The sequence below is a fragment of the Brevibacillus jepli genome (genome assembly GCF_047229145.1).
Lineage (GTDB): Bacteria > Bacillota > Bacilli > Brevibacillales > Brevibacillaceae > Brevibacillus.
The window spans coordinates 192,520-210,672 of sequence record NZ_JBFEFW010000004.1 but is presented as its reverse complement, the minus strand read 5'-3'; the positions used below and the strand labels follow the sequence as shown (position 1 = coordinate 210,672).

Genomic DNA, 18,153 nt, shown 5'->3' with positions numbered 1-18,153 from the left:
GATGTTTGTGTTATTCACAAGCTTACTTGGAAGCAGGCTTGGACAAATCAATAGAGAATTTAGCAAACCCAGTCTCCAACACGTTGATGAACTTGATGTTGGACATTTTTTCTGCGAATGGCTTCGCGTCAGGAGAAGAAGTGAACGTCACGTTCAGCTTCGCATCTACTGGAGCAAAAGACCAGTTGTTGTCTGCTGCTGGGTCGATATTTTTTTGGTTCAGGATGTAGTCGATCACGATTTGACGGTTTTCATCTGGAGAATCGATTACGATGTTTTTGCCATCCAAACCTGGGAAAGCACCGCCGCCGCTTGCACGGTAGTTGTTCGTTACGACGATGAATTTGTCTTCAGGTTTTACTGGTTTGCCGTTATAAGACAGGTTTTTGATGCGGTTTGCATCTTTGTTCGCTACTTTTCCATCAACAGCGTATTTGGACGGTTGCGTTACATCGATTTGATAAGTAACACCGTCGATTACGTCAAAGTTGTAAGTTGGGAAAGTCTCGTTAATGAGCGGTTGCTCTTCTGTTTTCTTCACATCGATTTGGTTGAACTGTCCAGCGGAGCGCTCCAACCATTCTTGCACCGTAGCTCCATCGACCAGAACAGCCTTCAATGTGTTCGGGTAGATGTACAGGTCAGAAACGTTTTTGATGGCGATTGTACCAGCTGGGATATTGGAGTAGTAGCTTACTCCGTTACGGCCGCCTGCTTTGAATGGTGCACCAGCGGACAGAACTGGAATGCCTTCGTATTCTGTACCCTTCACGTTTTTCTCTACGAACCATTTTTGTGCATTGGTTACGATTTGGATGGATGGATCATCTTGCACGAGTGCAAAGTAGCTGAAGATCGGGGAAGATGTTTTCCCAACAGCAGAACGAACCCATTCTACCGTTTTATCATGATCTTCTTTCACTGCATCTACGATTGCTTTGTCTGCATCAGCCAAGGATGCTTTGTTAGCTTTGTCATAGATCGGAACTACTTTGGTAGCGGACTCAGCCACTTTCCATTTTCCGTTTTCTTGTTTCAGTGTCAGGTCGATCACGCCGAGGTGGTTGCCCCAGAAGCCAGGCATAACAGCTGGTTTGCCGTTGATCGTTCCTTTTTCTGCATCCACGCCTGGAATTTTATCGAATCCAGGACCAGGGAATACGGAGTGGGAGTGTCCGAACAGGATCGCGTCGATACCATCTACTTTGCTCAGCTGATAGCTAGCATTTTCCAATTCAGGGCCACCTTCAACAGGGCCAATTCCGGAGTGAGGAACCGCGATGATGATGTCCGCACCTTTTTCTTTCATTTCAGGTACGAATTTTTTAGCAGTTTCCACCATGTCCTTCGCGATTACTTTCCCTTCCAGGTGAGCCTTGTCCCACTGCATAATTTGTGGCGGAACAAAACCGATGACGCCGACCTTCAGTTTTACATCTTTACCGTTCTCGTCTTTGAATGTGCGCTCCAGGATTTCATAAGGAGTGTACATGTTTTTGTCGTTGTCCGGGTTTTTGTCCTTGTCGTCTACATAGACGTTGGAGTTTATGTAAGGAAATTTCGCACCCTTCAAGCTGGTATCCAAGAACTCCAAACCAAAGTTGAACTCATGGTTACCGATGTTAGCAACATCGTAGTTCATCAGGTTCATTGCTTTGTATGCAGGGTGAGTCTCGCCGGCTTTCAACGGGTCGATTTTTGCTACGTAGTCGCCCAATGGGTTTCCTTGCAGCAGGTCACCGTTGTCGATCAAGATGCTGTTTTTTACTTCTTCTCTTGCTTTTTTGACCAATGTAGCTGTTTTTGCGAGCCCGAACTCATCTGTGTTTTTGTCTTGATAGTAGTCATAGTTAACGATGTTAGTGTGGATGTCTGTTGTTTCCAACAGGCGGAGCTTGAGGACAGAATCTGTTTGCGCGCTTACAGGAGTAAGAGGAAAGGAAAGAGCGCCAACAACCAAAGAAGTGCTGAGGAGGAAAGCAGTCAGCATTTTTTTGTTCGTTTTTTTCATGTGTGAAATGACCTCCATAAGTTTACAATAATGCCAAGCAAAAATAGTTTATCATTAGATTCCGGCGCTGGAAAGATAGCTAGATGAAATAGTATATTAATTTTTTGTATTGACAAAAATAAAAAAAATCAAGTCAATCCCTCATTGGTCGCGTATGTCCCCCAGCTTAACTGGAGAGAATAGGAAGAAAAGCCTATAAGGAAGGGGTTCATCGTGACAGAGAAGAAAAGGTGGATGGTATACGCTACCTGGAGTGTAGCATTAGCCACAGGCATCGTAGTCGGCATCCTGTTAGTAGGCAAGGAAGGCAACGAATCGGGTTTTGCTCGCTTGTTTACCCGTACAGACAATGCTGACGTTGTTGCTGGCAGATCGTACGAGTTAGTGTTAGCTCGCCATTATTTGTGTGGCGTGCGAGATGAAGAACATGTACCTGTCCGTGCCAATCAGCTAGCAGACGCCATGAGCAATTACAAAGGATGGGAGATTGTAACAGCAGAGCCCTCCAAGATGATGCTGATGAAACGTGAACAGGATATAGCGCCAGCGTGCAAAGAAAATGGGCATATCGGTATAGGGGCTGACGGCATGCTTACTCTGTTTCATGGCCTGCCTGCTGAACAAGATGTCGTGCAAACCTTTTATCGAATCGATACAGTGAAAATGGAGGCGAATCTGCCAAAAGAAGAATGGGAGAATCTGAAGCGCGGGATTCGCATTCGAAATTTGGCAGAGTACAACAGTGTATTGTCCACCTATGGCGAATACCAATGGAGCGGCCAATGAATCTGGTGAATGGAACAACCTAATCCCTTTCTAGTCTCTCGTGTATGTAGCACGAATCGGACTGGAAAGGGATTTTTGTTTCAATTATGACGGATTCAGGTCCACAGCGATGATCCGCCAACGTTCCCACGGCATTTCGCGGCGCAAAAGAAACCGCCATGTCTCTCTGAAATCTCCACCTTCCCGAGCGATGTACGTGACCCGAACGGGTACTTTGATCAAAAGGGGGCCGCGTTCGTCTGAAGGGATGACGATTTCCGTTGTTCGTACGGACTCAATCGAGGACAACCCTTCTGGAAGTGGGAAGCCATCCGTTGTCATTCGCATGGCATGGGTGTCCTGCTCGTGAAGAGCAGTGAGGAAAAATCCGACCAACTCTTCTGGGGAGGCCCCCCTTACTGTTGATGCAAGCGCTCCAGATGCTTTTAGAATCATCATGCTGTGACTAGGATCGGGCTCTCTGCTCCGATGGGTAGAACTACCGAAAAAGTGGATACAAAAATGCCCAGGAAATTCATTTCCTTTGATCGCGCCAGCCCCATGAGGCATTCCGTGCATGGATGCTGCAAAATACGTACCGTCTACCTCTACCAAAATAGCTCTGCGCTTCCACGACCATTTCCCGTGATAAATGTTCTTCATGATTTGCGTATCCTTGCGTGTCAACGGTTGAACATCGGCATGGCGACTGCCTGCTCTGCGCTGGACGTCAAAGCGTTGGCCTGTTTCTAAATCAATCACGGTAGCGAACTCCATCCGTTTCAACGTTTTTTTCGCCTGTTCCCAAGGGGTTGCCTGGGCAAAGTGGACGGCTTCCACGGACTTGACCATTTCTTCGAGTCGCTGGCGAACGTCGTTTGCTAATACATATCGACGAGGCATGTCTTTTTCATAGAGTCGGCCATCGTGATCGTATACGTACGTTCGTTTTTTGACTGTCAGTGTTGCGCGTATCCAATGTGGGTTGTATGACGCGACGATTTTAGATGAGCCCATTAACCTCTTTGCAAAATGATGTTGATCACGAAAGGACATGGTAGATTGGAAGGGGGACTCTGGTGAGACCGAAACGGTGACCGTTATGTCATTCTTGGCCTTGGCAAACGCAGAGTGCGGCATTGACAGTGCGATTATGATCAGGCATATACAAAAAATAAGGACTTTGTTTCGCATTAATCAACACCTCCACTGCTTATTGTTTCAATAAGAAGAGTGGCTCATGTAGCGTAAATCTTGGTATCATAACGGCTTTGTGCTTACGCCATACTGTTTTCATACGGTGATCGAAGGAGGAGTCTTTAGACCATGTCTACCATGCCCAGAGGTAGCTACAAAGACCAGTTCCATCAGCGTTTGTACGTTCAGTTGAACCAGGGACACAACAAGCTCAATTATCAACAGATCAATAAGATCAAAGAGCATATGCAGAGTGGGGTAGACGATTACGCCCACATGCAGCATGATGTGTCGGATTCACTCGGAATGAACAAACACTAACAGATGACACCGTATGGCCCGTTCCTTTTAATGAGGAGCGGGTCTTTGCTATGGAAATACACGTTCGCTTTTTAGGTGCTTTGTGTTACAGTAGAGGGTAGAATCTTTGCTTACGGAGAGTGGACCATGCGCATTTTAGGAATAGACCCTGGCATTGCGATTGTTGGCTTCGGGGTTGTGGATAAAGAGGGTAGCCAATTGCGTCCCGTCCAATATGGAAGCATACAGACAGAAGCAGGGTTGCCAGTGCCACTGCGATTAAAACAGATTTTTGAGGCGATGCAGAGCCTTCTGGAAACGTATCGCCCCGATGAAATGTCCGTTGAAAAGCTGTTCTTCAACAAAAACGTGACAACGGCCTTTACAGTTGGGCAAGCGCGAGGTGTTATTTTGCTCGCGGCAGAGCTAGCTGGTGTGCCTGTGTACGAATATACGCCAATGCAGGTCAAGCAAGCCGTGACTGGCTACGGGGGAGCAGAGAAGAAGCAAATACAGGAAATGACGAAGCTCCTTTTGCGGTTAAAAGAAGTACCAAAGCCTGACGACGTGGCGGACGCATTGGGCATTGCCATTACGCACGCACAGTTTCGCGCGTTCATTTCCATTTCGGAAGGAGTTCAAAAATGATCGATTTTGTAGAAGGTACACTCTGTTATCTCGATTCGGAATACATAGTCGTCGAAACCGGCGGGATTGGTTATCGACTGTTTTGCCCTAACCCGTATCAATTTGTTCGGTATGAAGGCAGCAAAGCTAAATTGTTTACCCACCACCATGTGAGGGAAGACGCGATCCTGCTATACGGTTTTGCTACCCGTGACGAGCGTGATTTGTTCCGCAAGCTGCTGGATGTAAGTGGAATCGGTCCGAAAGGCGGATTGGCCATTCTTGCAGCAGCGACGCCTGAACAGCTGGTGATGGCAGTTCAACAGGAGAATGTTACCTATTTGACGAAATTTCCGGGGATTGGGAAAAAGACGGCCCAGCGCATTATCCTCGATTTGAAGGATAAATTGGTAGGGTACACACCATCTGCGATTTTGACTATCGCAGCAGGAGACTTAACGGCAGGCGAGAAAGCCGTGTCTGCGCTGAATGAAGCACTCGATGCATTGACGGCACTGGGTTACTCTGATGGTGAACTGCAAAAAATCAGGAACACGCTGTCTGAGAAATCTAAAGAGGGCGATGGTGTAGAAAAGCTCATCAAACAAGGGCTTGCGTTGCTCATGAGGGGGTAGAGTTTTGGATTCTCGGATCATCACGACGCATATGAATTGGGAAGAGGATGCGGCGGAGCTGAGCCTCCGTCCTCGCTATTTAAACGAATACATTGGTCAGCAGCACGTAAAGGAAAACCTGAAAATATTTATTGAAGCAGCTAAGATGCGCAAAGAGTCATTGGACCATGTATTGCTCTACGGGCCGCCGGGTCTCGGGAAAACGACACTCTCACAAATTATCGCAAATGAGCTGGGTGTGAACATCCGCACGACGTCCGGTCCGGCGATTGAGCGTCCAGGTGACTTGGCGGCCATATTGACGAATTTGCAAGAAGGCGACGTTCTGTTTATTGATGAGATTCACAGGCTGAACCGAAGTGTCGAAGAAGTACTGTATCCGGCCATGGAGGATTTTGCGCTGGATATCATCATCGGAAAAGGGCCGAGCGCTCGCAGTGTCCGGTTGGATTTGCCGCCATTTACGCTAGTCGGAGCGACGACTCGGGCAGGAATGCTGTCAGCGCCGCTTCGGGATCGGTTCGGGGTCGTGAATCGCCTGGAGTTTTATACAGTTCCGGAATTGACCTTTATCGTTTCGCGGGCAGCTGACATTTTGCAGGTCGTCATTCGAGAAGGCGGAGCAGAAGAGATTGCCAGACGTTCACGCGGGACACCGCGGGTGGCGAACCGTTTGCTGAAGCGGGTTCGCGATTTTGCCCAAGTAAAAGGGGAAGGCGTTATCACGACAGAGATCGCCAAAGAAGCGCTGGAGAGATTGCAAGTAGATGCCTGCGGTCTCGATCATATCGACCATAAGCTGCTGCTTGCGATCATCGATCGTTTCGATGGCGGACCAGTTGGGCTGGACACGATCGCAGCTACGATCGGAGAAGAGTCACAAACGGTAGAAGATGTTTGCGAGCCATATCTCATGCAGATTGGATTTATGCAGCGGACGCCGCGGGGACGTGTTCTTACCCCGAGTGCGTACGCACACTTTGGTCGGGAGATGAAATCGTGAACCCTGTAGCCAAACTACTTATTTTTGGTGGAGCTGCTTTAATCGTAATCGGTCTCTTGTGGCAAATCGGTGGTCGCTTCTTACCATTGGGGCGTTTGCCGGGTGATATTGTCGTGGAGAAGGAAAACGTCAAATTCTACTTTCCGATTGTGACTTGTATCGTCATTAGCATTGTTTTGTCTCTCGGCATGTATTTATTCCGGATGTTTAAATAGGCATGAGAAAAGGCCATCGGGACGCATCGTTCCGGTGGTTTTTTTGCGTGCGGGCGTTTGGTCCCATTTTACGAAAAAGGCAGGAGATCAGCCGGGGATTGTCGAAAAACATGGGAAGACATGCCAATTTTTGATGAAAATCAGGTGGAGAAAGGACAATGGACGACATGAGAAAGAAATGGATGGGGAAAGTCCTTTCGGTGGGCCTACTAACAGTAGTTCTCGTAGGAGGACAAGTACCAGCGCAGGCAGCCGGCGACAATATTAGAGTTGCGCTATTTGTGGATTCAGGTCAAGGCTATCGGGGAGTAGTTCCTTCCATTACGCTGACCGCTGAAAAAGGAATGGAAGTAGTGCTGGATGGACCCGAAGGCAAGACGGATTTACCGGAATTAAAGGGAGAAGCAGCTCGTTATCGGGTTGATGAATATCATCTAGTCGTTGCGGAAACAGATGACTGGAATCGCGCACAGCAGCTTGCCCAACAACTGAGCCAGCGCAAATACGAGGGCTCGATCCAGGTGGCAAAGCGCAACGGACAGACCGTATATCAGGTGGTCAGCGGTACATACGACACCTATCAGGACGCAGCCAATCAGGCTAAAACGGTTGCCCAAGCGATCGGGCAAAATCCGTTGGTAAAAGGTCCTCTGCGGCTGGAAGCTGGTACATTCAAAAGTTTAAACGAAGCGCAGGATTGGCAGGCGTCATTTGAAGCAGCAGGTATTCCTGCCTACCCCGTGATGGTAACAGATGGAGACAAAGTAAAATATGCGGTTTGGATCGGTGACGAGGTTAGTCAAGATGCAGTAAACGCATTGAAACAAAAAGCCAATGCCGCATTCCCTTCTTTCACCTATCAGGAGCCTGACAGTCAATCTTATGTTATATTGAAGCAGGATGTATACGGCTCACCAGATGAAACGATCTGGAAGTATGTATTTTCCCCTCAAGTAAAGCTGACTGTAGAAGCGAATAAAGCAGACGCTGAGTCGCTGATTGGTGTTGTGGAACGTGATCAGCGCACGTATCGTGGTGAGATGGAGCTGTCAGAATACAATGGTCATTTGACGCTCGTCAATGAGCTCCCTATGGAAGAGTATCTGTATGGAGTAGTTGGCTCTGAAATGGCACCAGGCTGGCCGATAGAAGCGTTGAAAACACAGGCAGTACTGTCGAGAACGCGAGCTGTGTGGCAAGGCAATAAGTACGGCGTTGCCAATTTGTCCGATACCGTTTTCGAACAAGCGTATTATGGCTATACAAAAGAGTCTGCTGATGTTCGTGAGGCCGTGGACGATACAGAAGGCGAAATTATTTACTATCAAGGTAAAATAGCTGAGTCTCTGTTCTATTCCAATGCAGGCGGTATGACTGCAGATGGCACAGAGGTATGGGGAAATCCGGTTCCTTATTTGCGATCTGTGGAGAGTAAAGACACATTACCGATGGATAGTGCGAGCATGTGGTACCGCGTGGCTTTAGCAGATGGGTCGCTCGGTTATGTACGAAATGATCTGGTAACCGAAACAGGTGAGAAAAATTCAGATGGACACAGAATAGCTGTCATCTCGACAGAGAATACCAATTTGCGCTCAGGTCCAAGTACAACGACTCATCGTGTGTTGTCCGTACTGCCTACGGGCGCAGAGGTGACGATCCTTTCAGAAGTTAAAGAAGAAAATGCGTACGCGTGGACGCGTGGTCCGTTTACCTCTACAGAAATCACAGCCATGATCAATGCCGCGCATGATAAGAACAAAGCCCCTCGTATTTCCGGAAGCGTGACGAGTCTGAAAGTAACGGAGCGGGGACCATCGGGACGTGTCATTGCGATGGAAGCAAACGGGACGCCGATCGTCGTTTCCTCGCCGGATGCATTCCGTTCTGTTTTTCAACAGGGTGGGACTCCTCTGCGCAGTACGAAGTTTGAAGTAGAAAAGATCAATGGTTCGCAATTCATCTTCCGTGGTACTGGCTTTGGGCACGGTCTTGGCGTCTCGCAATACGGAGCTCGTGCGATGGCAGAGGAAGGGTATGACTACAAAGATATCTTGCAACACTACTACCAGGATGTGACAATCGAAAAGTAAGTCGTTTGCCACAAGATCTACCGCAAAAAGGAGTAACGATTTCGTGGACGTGCAACAATTTGATTTTGAACTGCCGGAGCATTTAATTGCCCAGCATCCTTTGGAAGACAGAACTTCATCGAGATTGCTCGTGTTGGAGAAACAAACAGGCAAAATCGCTCATCAGCAATTTACTGATTTAATCGATCACCTCCAGGCAGGCGATGTACTTGTCATGAATGACAGCCGCGTTTTGCCTGCCAGACTGATTGGAGAAAAGGCTGAGACGGGAGCGAAAATAGAAATTCTTTTGTTGAAATCACTTGGCGACGATCGCTGGGAGACGCTGGTGAAGCCCGGAAAGCGGATGAAGCCGGGAACAGAGGTGGTTTTTGGCAACGGGCTTTTGCGCTGTGTTTGTGAAGAGGTGACAGAGACGGGTGGGCGGATTGTACGCTTCTTGTACGAAGGGATCTTTTATGAGATTCTCGACCAATTAGGCTCGATGCCCTTGCCTCCGTACATTCACGCGCAACTGGAAGATAGTGAGCGTTACCAGACAGTCTATGCGAAGGAGCGCGGTTCGGCAGCAGCACCAACAGCCGGACTTCATTTCACGAAGCAGTACCTGGAGCAAATCGCCGCAAAAGGGGTACAGCTGGCTTACGTGACGCTGCATGTCGGACTTGGAACGTTTCGTCCTGTAGCGGCTGATTCTGTGGAAGAGCATGTCATGCACGCGGAGTACTATGAGATTCCGGAAGAAACAGCAGAGCTGGTGAACCGGGCAAAAGCGGAGGGAAGAAGGGTAATCGCTGTCGGGACAACTTCTTGCCGTACTTTGGAGACAGTAGGGCGCGCAAACGGAGGAAAGCTGGTAGCGACATCCGGCTGGACGGATATTTTCATTTATCCGGGCTACACGTTCTCTATTTTGGATGGCCTTCTGACGAATTTTCACCTGCCAAAGTCTACGCTCGTGATGCTAGTGAGTGCTCTGGCTGGTCAAGAACATGTGATGCGTGCTTACAAAACGGCTGTGGAAGAGGAGTATCGCTTCTTCAGCTTTGGGGATGCCATGCTCATTCTATAAAAATGTGAACAACCCACCTGTATAAGTGTATACTTATTAGTCAGGTGGGTTTACTTCACCCAGAAGTTTTTCTATAATAGGTAAGACTTACATACATAGCTTGAGGAGTGCAAAGATTTGGCTGTACGCTACGAGTTAATCAAAACATGCAAGCAAACAGGTGCACGTCTCGGTAAATTACATACCCCACATGGGACGATTGACACCCCTGTCTTTATGCCTGTCGGTACACAAGCGACGGTAAAGACGATGAGCCCCGAGGAGTTAAAGGCTATTGGCGCGGGTATCATCCTGAGTAATACGTACCATCTGTTTCTTCGTCCAGGGCATGAAATTGTTCGCGAGGCAGGCGGGCTGCACGGCTTTATGAATTGGGACCGTGCCATTCTGACGGATTCCGGCGGATTTCAAGTATTTAGTCTCAGTAACCTCCGCAAGATCACTGAGGAAGGGGTTTCCTTCCGTTCCCACCTCAATGGAGAAAAACTGTTCATTGGCCCTGAAGAGGCGACACAGATTCAAAATGCATTGGGTGCCGATATTTTCATGGCATTTGATGAATGTGCTCCGTATCCTGCGGAATACGATTACGTGAAGAAATCAATGGAGCGAACAACTCGCTGGGCAGAGCGTTGCCTGAAGGCGCATACTCGTCCAAACGAACAAGCCTTGTTTGGTATCGTTCAAGGTGGGATGTTCAACGACTTGCGTGCACAAAGTGCAAAAGATCTCGTTTCTATGGATTTCCCTGGTTACGCGATCGGCGGTTTGAGTGTAGGGGAGCCGTTTCCATTGATGTACGATGTGCTAGAGCATACTGTGCCGTTGCTTCCGTCATCCAAGGCTCGTTATTTGATGGGAGTAGGTTCACCAGATGCTCTTATCGAGGGATCGATCCGCGGTATTGATATGTTTGATTGTGTGTTGCCGACGCGAATTGCCCGCAATGGGACATGCATGACAAGCCAGGGGCGACTGGTCATCCGCAATGCAAAATACGCGCGTGACTTTACCCCGCTTGATCCAAATTGCGATTGCTACACCTGCAAAAATTACACACGTGCTTACATCCGACACCTGGTCAAGTCGGAGGAAACCTTTGGCATCCGGTTAACAACCTACCATAATCTTCATTTCTTGGTGAAGTTAATGGAACAGGTGCGTCAAGCGATTGCAGAAGATCGCTTGCAAGATTTCCGCGACCAGTTTTTCGCTCAATATGGATTGGGTGAAGATAGATCTTTTTAATCGAGGGGGATTTTTTTCATGGAAGGCTTGACTCAGTTTTTACCGATTATCATCATGTTTGCGATTTTTTACTTCTTGCTGATTCGTCCGCAACAAAAGAAGGCAAAACAACGCAACGCTATGCTCGCAGCTATCAAAAAAGGCGACAAAATCGTAACAATCGGTGGAGTGCATGGAACGATCCAAGACCTGTCTGATGATACTATCACACTGCGTATCGCTCACAACGTGAACGTTACTTTTGACCGTGGAGCGATCAACAGCGTAGTTTCTTCCAGCAACGAACCTGCAAAGAGTGAACCTGCGAAGAGCGAAGAAACAAAAGAAGAATCCAAATAAGGCATGCGAAAAGCAGGTGGCGATCCACCTGCTTTTTTCTGTCTTGCTTTAGCGCCTAGGCTTGATGGTTTTTGGTTTACCGCCTTTATATTTGTTGCTGGAATTCGCTGAGTTCACGCCGAGAATCCCACCTAACGCGGCAACTCCAAATGCGCCGAACAAGAACAGGAAGGTACCCCATTGCATCGGGGCGTCGAAGCCAAGGAAGCCGATCAAGAGGATGAAAAGGAAGTAAGTGAGTCCGGTGAGCCCGCCGTAGTACCAGCCCTTCCCGCCGCAACGACGTCCAGTGACGAAGCCACCAGTCAGTAGGGCGACGGCATTGATCACGTACGTAAAATAGGGCAGCGTGCCTTCCCTTATCGAGGTGAAGCTAAGGAGCAAGGTAGCGAGCAACGCTCCAATTAAGACAAGACCTGTCGTATACAATAGACCTGTCAGCACAGAGGTGGATGCACTTCGCACGGTATGTACCCCCTTATTGGAAGTGTTTGTACATCTATATGAGAGGCTTGGCTTACGTATTCATCTAGCGTTGAACATTGATAAGAATTTTCGTATGATGGATGGGGAACGAGACGGGGGTGAGGAAGGTTGATCAAAACGTACTTTTATAACCACTCAGAACAGAAGATGTTTCACGACGTTGATCTGGCTACGAAGGATCAATGGCTGAAATCACCAGAGGATCTTCTCTGGATCGATCTGTACGATGTGGGGAACAATGAACTGCCCTATATTGCCAAGATCTTCGACTTTCACCCGCTGGCAATTGAGGACTGCCTGCACGTCAGTCCACGTGCCAAGGTAGACAAGTACGATGACTACTATTTCTTCGTGTTTCACGCCCTGCGTTACAATGAAGAAAGCGATGACGAGATTACAACGGTAGAACTGAACGTTTTTCTCGGCCCTAACTACATCGTAACGATCCACAAGTCCCCGATGAACACCATCGGTCGGATCGCTGCAATGTGTCACCGCAACATTTCTTACTTGAACCGAGGTCCTGACTATTTGCTTTATGCCATCGTAGACGGGATTACCGATGAGTATTTTCCGATTATCGATCGGATCAGTGTGCGGATTGACGAGCTGGAGGACGAGATCTATGAACACCAAATGGAGGAAATTACCGAAGAGTTCCTGGCGTTGAAGCGGACGATTATTTTAATCAGGCGTGTGATCATGCCGCAAAAGCGAATTTTCGCCAACGTCAATGGCCGTTACTCCTTCGACATTTCCGAGGAAAACGTTCCGTTCTACACCGACCTAACAGACCACTTGGAAAGGATTTCGGATTCGACTGAGACCTTCCGTGATCTGGTGAACGGTGCGTTGGATACGTACTACACCATTATTAGCGCCAAAACAACGGAGACGATGCGCGTTCTTACGATTATCTCTACCATCATCCTTCCGTTGACCTTTATCACCGGGCTATTCGGGATGAATACCTTCGCCTGGCTGGGAGAAGAGGCAGAGCCGTATATGCTGATCGTAGCGCTCGTGATTATGCTCGGCATGACGTTTACCATGCTCCATATTTTCCGTAAGCGAAAGTGGCTGTAATTGGTGCTAATACTTTCCCTGCCCTCTGCTGAACACTAGTATCAAATGTTCTTTGGGGGGCAGCGCAAGTGGATAATCTTACAATGGTGTTACTTCGCACCCTTTTCTCGTATTTTTTCCTCCTGATCTTAGTTCGGTTGATGGGAAAGCGGGAATTGGGAAAGCTGTCCGTTTTTGATGTGGTCATCTCCATCATGCTTGCAGAAATGGCTGCACTGGCGATTGAGGATGTCGATAAGCCTGCTCTTCGGTTTTATTTGCCGATGCTGTTGATTGCCTTATTGGAAGTCGCCTTCGCTTATCTGTCATTAAAGAGCAAGAAGTTCCGTGATACAGTGGACGGCTCTGCCGACTTGATCATAGAAAATGGGCAAATCAGGGAGCAAGCGATGCGTCGTAATCGCTTGAACATGGATGATTTGATGGTACATCTGCGGCAAAAAGACGTAAAAAACATTGCCGATGTTGAATTTGCGTTGTTGGAGCCAACCGGACAGATGAGTGTATTTTTGAAGGATCAAAAAGATAAGGTCACAAGGGAAGATTTATGGTTACCGAATAGACCGCAAGTCGGCCCTGTCTCTTACAAGGGCCTGCCAATCCCACTCATACTCGATGGCAAGGTGAGAACAGAAGCATTGAACAAGATCGGACAAAACCAGCTGTGGCTTAAACGGGAAATTCGTAAATACGGGATTAAGGACATACGAGAGGTCTCTTTTTGCAGCATTGACGAACGCGGGATCATTTATTTGGACAAAAAAGACAAGCCGCTGCACTAAGCGCTAGCGGCGAGGGAAGAACATGGCGAGCTGTTCACCGATCCATGGGATGCGACGGACGTCCTGCTTGCCCAAGACGCGCATAGCGACGAGCAAGACAACGTAGAGCAGTGTGCTTATGAGTGTGCTCGTTACTAATAGCTGTCCGATTGAAATGTCCACGAACCAGTGCTTCGAGATGTAGGACCCTGAGTAACCCATGAGCAGCATGGCAACTGCGATTTTACCGAATTCGCGAACGTCGATCGTAAATCCGATTTTTTTGATCAGGCTAGCAAAATGCAATAACGTCCCAAGCGTAATGCCAATATTAAGAGCAATGACAGCACCATGTATGCCGAATGCTGGATGCGCAGTAAAAAAGAACATGGCGACGGTTTTGACGATGGCACTGATCAGCGTATTGCGGAAGACGACCTGGGCGTAATCGAGACCCTGCAAGGCGGCAGCAAGGGGTGCTTGGAAAAACAGGAAAACGGAGAATGGTGCCAGCTCTTTTAACAGGACGCCAACCTCCCGATACTCATTGCCGTAAAGCAGGACACATAAAGGTTCTGCAAAAATAGTGAGTAAGACGGTACATGGTGCTCCGATGACGAGTGTAATCCGCATGGCTTGATAAATGCGGCGATGCACGAGCGGAGCATTATTTTGATAGGCCGCTTCTGCGACGGCAGGAACGAGGGAAACAGACAAGGAATACGTTAAAAAAGTGGGAAATAGCAGCAAAGGGACGGCCATACCTGCGAACTGTCCGTATAGCCCGGTAGCCGTCGATGTTGTAAAGCCAGCAATGACGAGGGCGAATGGTACGAGCATTGGCTCTAGTACATAGGCGATAGAACCGATGACGCGGCTCATCGTAACAGGGAGTGCAACATGGATCAGCTGAGACAAGCTCGCTTTGCTTGCGGAAACCGTTCGGAGGAAGGGTTTATCCAGGAGCAGAGTTGCTGCTTTTTTACTGCCTTTGCGATATTGCCAGAGAATGTACAAGAGTCCGGCGGCTTCTCCAAAAATAATGCTGGCGACAGCCCCTGCTGTGGCGTACTCAATGCCTGCCGAAAGAAACGACATGGTCATGACAACGACCAGTGCCATGCGGACGACTTGCTCCACGAGCTGCGAGACGGCAGTAGGGATCATGTTTTGCTTGCCTTGGAAGTATCCTCGCAGTACGAGAGAAATACCCGAGATCGGGATGACTGGAATAGCTGCGAGCAAGACGATGTGTGCACGAGGATCGGCGAATAGCATTCCAGCAATCCATTTGGAGAACAAGAGAAGCAGAACGCAGAGGAAGAGGCTGATCCCGCCAGCGACTGACAAGGCTAATAACAGAAACCGGCGAGTAAGACGAGGATTATTGGCCGCTTCCGTCTCTGCCACTTGCTTCGCGATGGCTACGGGAAGTCCAAATGTCGTCACAGTAATCAGAAAGTATAAAAGGGGCACAACCATTTGATAAAGCCCCATTCCTTCCGCTCCGATAATGCGCGACAACACGATCCTGTGAGCAAAGCCAAACACCTTGGTAATGCCACCAGCAATAATGAGGATGACCGTTCCGTAAAAGAAGGATTGTTTCATGGAAGGCTCCTTTGCAAGGATAAATTCACTCAGTAAAGAATATGGACGTGCCGCTGTCGGCATGACTACTTTGAGGGGGAAATTGGGATGGACCAAGCGCAAAAACAGGAATGGTATGGGCAAGTAGCGAGTCTTTGCAAAAGCAAGGCAGAGGAATTTGCTCTTTTGGGCTACGACAATGTAACACCTGAAGATATTTGGGAATGCATCACGAACAGTTATAAAGAAATTCCGCCGATCCACCAGCTCGTGAATGACATTTTGTCTCTAAAGCCAAACAAGTACATGAATTACCTCATGATTCAAATGTATAAAAATTCTTAGTGAAACTTCCTCCTATCTAAATCGTATAGCTAAAAATGCGCGATGTAGATAAGGGGTTGGTTACCATGGTTCGCTTTTCCAGCATGAATTGACACGTTTTTTCATACTTCGCTATAATGGGCATATTGGTTTTCGTGTCGTCGACGAGGCACGGCTAGGAAAGAGGGGAATTACTACATGATTAAATGGAGCAGGCTTGTTGTGTTCCTGGTTGTGGTGGGCATGTTGTGTGGTCTTTTTACAACGACTGGACAAGTTGCAAGCAACATCACACTTGGATTGGATCTAAAGGGCGGCTTTGAGATTTTGTACCAGGTTGAGCCCTTGAATGAAGGTCAAAAGGTCGATACGACACTTTTGGCAGCAACAGCACAGATGGTCGAAAAACGGGTAAATATTGGTGGCGTTACCGAACCAGAGGTAAATGTCGAGCTACCAGATCGAATCAGGGTGAAGATCGCTTCCCATGATGCTGATCAGACCAAACTTCGCGAGTTGATCGGCAAACCAGCCGTACTTACGTTCCGTGATGTACAAGGTAAGACGTTGATGAGGGGTAGCGACTTGGCTCCTGGGGGAGCAGCAGTCGATTACGATGAATTAAAAAGACCATTGGTAACTGTGAAATTCACAGACCCTAAACTTCTAGAAGAAGTGACTCGTGCCAATCTCGGTAAGCCAATGGGAATCTTTTTAGATGATACGATGCAGACCAATCCGACGATTCAGTCTGTGATTTCAGGCGGTAGTGCACAAATTACCGGTGACTATACGCAAGAATCGGCGCAAGAGTTGGCTGACTTACTAAACGCCGGTGCAATGCCGGCCAAGCTGATTGAGAAACAGGTAACATCTGTAGGTGCTACACTTGGTGCGATGTCGTTGGAGAAAACCTTGTATGCAGGATATATAGGTGGAGCATTTATCCTCCTATTCATGTTGGTGGTTTATCGTTTGCCAGGGCTGGTAGCCAATATTACACTGGTAGCTTTCATCTATCTCTCCCTGTTGTTCCTGGATTGGATGGATGCGACTCTTACACTGCCAGGGATCGCTGGTTTCATCTTGGGTATTGGTATGGCGGTTGACGCAAACATTATTACCTACGAACGCATTCAGGAAGAGATTCGTTCCGGAAAGACAATTCTTTCTGCATTCCGTGCGGGTGAACGCCGTTCATTGGTGACCATCTTGGATGCACAGGTTACGGCTATGATCGCAGCAGTGGTATTGTATTTCTTTGGGACAAGCTCTATCCAAGGTTTTGCGATTATTACGATGCTGACAACGATCGTAAGTATTTTTACAAACGTTTTTGCCTCTCGTTTCCTCCTCGGCTTGTTGATCCGTACGAACCTATTCAAGAAGCCGGCTTGGTTCGGGGTAAAGGAGAGTGAAATTGGTGAGTTATAGAGCACTTGAGTACGCCGATAAGTACAATATTGTAAAAAACCGCAAGAAGTTTTTTATGATTTCTTTACTTATTCTTGTGTTGGGCTTATTGTCCATGTTCACCCTCGGGTTGAATCTGGGGGTTGATTTTAAAGCCGGAACACGTCTTGATCTGTATATCGGGAAAGAGTTCTCGACTACTGATGTAGATGCAATCGTTCGAGAGAAACTACCAGAGACGCACTTTTCGGATGTGACAGCGTATGGAACTAATCAGGCGTTTACACGCTTTGAAGAAACCATTCCACCGGAAAAGCTGACGGAGATTGAACAGGCATTGAAAGCCAAGTACGGTGAACAGGTAACGAAGCAAGAGGCTACGGTTGATCCGATTATTGCGCAAGAGCTGGTTCGAAATGCAGGTCTGGCGATTTTGTTCGCTGCGCTTGGGATTGCCATTTACGTAGCGTTCCGTTTTCAGTTCTTGATCGGGGTCGCGTGTGCGATTGCCTTGCTGCATGACGTATTTATCCCGATTGCCTTGTTCTCTGTGTTCCGACTTGAGGTCGATCTGACCTTTATCGCAGCTATCTTGACGATCGTTGGTTATTCGTTGAACGATACGATTGTTATTTTTGACCGAATCCGTGAAAATCAGCGCACAATGAAGACGAAAACGATTGAAGACCTGGAGCACCTGGTAAATGTGAGCTTGTGGCAAACGATGCGCCGCTCTGTCTTCACCGTAGTAACCGTTTTGGCAACAGCCGTTGCGATCGTATTCCTGGGAAGCGAAGGCATTCGTAACTTCTCCCTGGTACTGATCTTCGGATTGCTCAGTGGTTCCTATTCTTCTATCTTTATCGCTGCGCAAATTTGGGTCTCCTTGAAAAAGAGAGAAATGAACAAGAAGCGCTTTTCACCTGCTCCAAATGAAAGCTAATGAATGAGAGCCGCGGGGATATTCCCGCGGTTTTCTCCTTTTTTT

General features: G+C 47.9%; 19 protein-coding genes. 15 read left to right on the top strand and 4 right to left on the bottom strand.

Annotation, left to right across the window (positions count from 1 at the left end):
- Positions 1–22: 22 nt before the first annotated feature.
- A complete protein-coding gene (locus AB1L17_RS06555) occupies positions 23–2,011 on the bottom strand; it encodes a bifunctional 2',3'-cyclic-nucleotide 2'-phosphodiesterase/3'-nucleotidase (RefSeq protein ID WP_412843710.1) in 1,989 nt (662 codons plus the stop codon).
- 213 nt (positions 2,012–2,224) lie between these two features.
- On the opposite strand from AB1L17_RS06555, the gene AB1L17_RS06550 reads away from it, so the two are divergent.
- A complete protein-coding gene (locus AB1L17_RS06550) occupies positions 2,225–2,797 on the top strand; it encodes a BofC C-terminal domain-containing protein (protein ID WP_412843711.1) in 573 nt (190 codons plus the stop codon).
- Between the two features lie 84 nt (positions 2,798–2,881).
- On the opposite strand, the gene AB1L17_RS06545 is transcribed toward AB1L17_RS06550, so the two are convergent.
- Positions 2,882–3,970, bottom strand: coding sequence for a hypothetical protein (locus tag AB1L17_RS06545; RefSeq protein ID WP_412843712.1), 1,089 nt, complete (start codon positions 3,968–3,970; stop codon positions 2,882–2,884).
- 132 nt (positions 3,971–4,102) lie between these two features.
- Here AB1L17_RS06545 and AB1L17_RS06540 point away from each other — a divergent pair, with 132 nt between their 5' ends.
- From AB1L17_RS06540 to yajC, 9 genes are all read left to right on the top strand, one after another.
- On the top strand, positions 4,103–4,294 hold the full coding sequence (locus AB1L17_RS06540) for a hypothetical protein (protein ID WP_047072775.1): 192 nt from the start codon (positions 4,103–4,105) through the stop codon (positions 4,292–4,294).
- 126 nt (positions 4,295–4,420) lie between these two features.
- Positions 4,421–4,921 carry a crossover junction endodeoxyribonuclease RuvC gene (ruvC, locus tag AB1L17_RS06535; RefSeq protein WP_047072773.1) on the top strand — a complete coding sequence of 167 codons (501 nt, stop codon included), beginning with the start codon at positions 4,421–4,423 and terminating at the stop codon, positions 4,919–4,921.
- Positions 4,918–5,535, top strand: coding sequence for a Holliday junction branch migration protein RuvA (gene ruvA / locus AB1L17_RS06530; RefSeq protein ID WP_412843713.1), 618 nt, complete (start codon positions 4,918–4,920; stop codon positions 5,533–5,535). The genes ruvC and ruvA overlap by 4 nt, the downstream gene beginning before the upstream one ends.
- A 4-nt stretch (positions 5,536–5,539) precedes the next feature.
- Positions 5,540–6,538 carry a Holliday junction branch migration DNA helicase RuvB gene (gene ruvB / locus AB1L17_RS06525; protein WP_412843714.1) on the top strand — a complete coding sequence of 333 codons (999 nt, stop codon included), beginning with the start codon at positions 5,540–5,542 and terminating at the stop codon, positions 6,536–6,538.
- The gene (locus AB1L17_RS06520) at positions 6,535–6,753 is read left to right on the top strand and encodes a DUF2905 domain-containing protein (RefSeq protein ID WP_412843715.1); all 219 of its coding nucleotides are present in this window, start codon (positions 6,535–6,537) and stop codon (positions 6,751–6,753) included. The genes ruvB and AB1L17_RS06520 overlap by 4 nt, the downstream gene beginning before the upstream one ends.
- Positions 6,754–6,911: 158 nt before the next feature.
- Entirely contained in the window at positions 6,912–8,846 is a 1,935-nt protein-coding gene (locus tag AB1L17_RS06515) for a SpoIID/LytB domain-containing protein (RefSeq protein ID WP_412843716.1), read from the top strand.
- Positions 8,847–8,889: 43 nt separating this feature from the next.
- Complete coding sequence (gene queA / locus AB1L17_RS06510) at positions 8,890–9,918, top strand: tRNA preQ1(34) S-adenosylmethionine ribosyltransferase-isomerase QueA (protein WP_412843717.1); 1,029 nt, start codon at positions 8,890–8,892, stop codon at positions 9,916–9,918.
- A 117-nt stretch (positions 9,919–10,035) separates the two neighbouring features.
- Complete coding sequence (gene tgt / locus AB1L17_RS06505; protein WP_412843718.1) at positions 10,036–11,166, top strand: tRNA guanosine(34) transglycosylase Tgt; 1,131 nt, start codon at positions 10,036–10,038, stop codon at positions 11,164–11,166.
- Between the two features lie 18 nt (positions 11,167–11,184).
- Entirely contained in the window at positions 11,185–11,505 is a 321-nt protein-coding gene (yajC, locus tag AB1L17_RS06500; protein WP_412843719.1) for a preprotein translocase subunit YajC, read from the top strand.
- 48 nt (positions 11,506–11,553) lie between these two features.
- Here yajC and AB1L17_RS06495 read toward each other — a convergent pair whose 3' ends face one another.
- Positions 11,554–11,970 carry a TIGR04086 family membrane protein gene (locus AB1L17_RS06495; RefSeq protein ID WP_412843720.1) on the bottom strand — a complete coding sequence of 139 codons (417 nt, stop codon included), beginning with the start codon at positions 11,968–11,970 and terminating at the stop codon, positions 11,554–11,556.
- A gap of 129 nt (positions 11,971–12,099) precedes the next feature.
- On the opposite strand from AB1L17_RS06495, the gene corA reads away from it, so the two are divergent.
- Both corA and AB1L17_RS06485 read left to right on the top strand, forming a co-directional pair.
- Complete coding sequence (corA, locus tag AB1L17_RS06490) at positions 12,100–13,077, top strand: magnesium/cobalt transporter CorA (RefSeq protein ID WP_137029849.1); 978 nt, start codon at positions 12,100–12,102, stop codon at positions 13,075–13,077.
- 68 nt (positions 13,078–13,145) lie between these two features.
- Positions 13,146–13,859 (top strand): DUF421 domain-containing protein, encoded by a 714-nt coding sequence (locus AB1L17_RS06485; protein WP_412843721.1) that lies wholly within the window; start codon positions 13,146–13,148, stop codon positions 13,857–13,859.
- A 3-nt stretch (positions 13,860–13,862) separates the two neighbouring features.
- Here the strand turns inward: AB1L17_RS06485 and spoVB are convergent, their stop codons facing one another.
- Positions 13,863–15,449: a stage V sporulation protein B gene (gene spoVB / locus AB1L17_RS06480; RefSeq protein ID WP_412843722.1), complete on the bottom strand. Its 1,587-nt coding sequence runs from the start codon at positions 15,447–15,449 to the stop codon at positions 13,863–13,865.
- An 87-nt stretch (positions 15,450–15,536) separates the two neighbouring features.
- Between spoVB and AB1L17_RS06475 the strand changes: the two genes are divergently transcribed.
- From AB1L17_RS06475 to secF, 3 genes are all read left to right on the top strand, one after another.
- Positions 15,537–15,773: a post-transcriptional regulator gene (locus tag AB1L17_RS06475; RefSeq protein ID WP_412843723.1), complete on the top strand. Its 237-nt coding sequence runs from the start codon at positions 15,537–15,539 to the stop codon at positions 15,771–15,773.
- A gap of 177 nt (positions 15,774–15,950) precedes the next feature.
- On the top strand, positions 15,951–17,186 hold the full coding sequence (secD, locus tag AB1L17_RS06470) for a protein translocase subunit SecD (RefSeq protein ID WP_412843724.1): 1,236 nt from the start codon (positions 15,951–15,953) through the stop codon (positions 17,184–17,186).
- Complete coding sequence (gene secF, locus AB1L17_RS06465; protein ID WP_412843725.1) at positions 17,176–18,108, top strand: protein translocase subunit SecF; 933 nt, start codon at positions 17,176–17,178, stop codon at positions 18,106–18,108. The genes secD and secF overlap by 11 nt, the downstream gene beginning before the upstream one ends.
- Positions 18,109–18,153 lie beyond the last annotated feature (45 nt).

Coding starts and splice junctions, on each gene's coding strand:
- AB1L17_RS06540 (WP_047072775.1), top strand. CDS start 4,103: ATGTCTACCATGCCCAGAGGTAGCTACAAAGACCAGTTCCATCAGCGT.
- yajC (WP_412843719.1), top strand. CDS start 11,185: ATGGAAGGCTTGACTCAGTTTTTACCGATTATCATCATGTTTGCGATT.
- ruvC (WP_047072773.1), top strand. CDS start 4,421: ATGCGCATTTTAGGAATAGACCCTGGCATTGCGATTGTTGGCTTCGGG.
- AB1L17_RS06515 (WP_412843716.1), top strand. CDS start 6,912: ATGGACGACATGAGAAAGAAATGGATGGGGAAAGTCCTTTCGGTGGGC.
- AB1L17_RS06555 (WP_412843710.1), bottom strand. CDS start 2,011: ATGAAAAAAACGAACAAAAAAATGCTGACTGCTTTCCTCCTCAGCACT.
- AB1L17_RS06475 (WP_412843723.1), top strand. CDS start 15,537: ATGGACCAAGCGCAAAAACAGGAATGGTATGGGCAAGTAGCGAGTCTT.
- AB1L17_RS06545 (WP_412843712.1), bottom strand. CDS start 3,970: ATGCGAAACAAAGTCCTTATTTTTTGTATATGCCTGATCATAATCGCA.
- ruvA (WP_412843713.1), top strand. CDS start 4,918: ATGATCGATTTTGTAGAAGGTACACTCTGTTATCTCGATTCGGAATAC.
- spoVB (WP_412843722.1), bottom strand. CDS start 15,449: ATGAAACAATCCTTCTTTTACGGAACGGTCATCCTCATTATTGCTGGT.
- secD (WP_412843724.1), top strand. CDS start 15,951: ATGATTAAATGGAGCAGGCTTGTTGTGTTCCTGGTTGTGGTGGGCATG.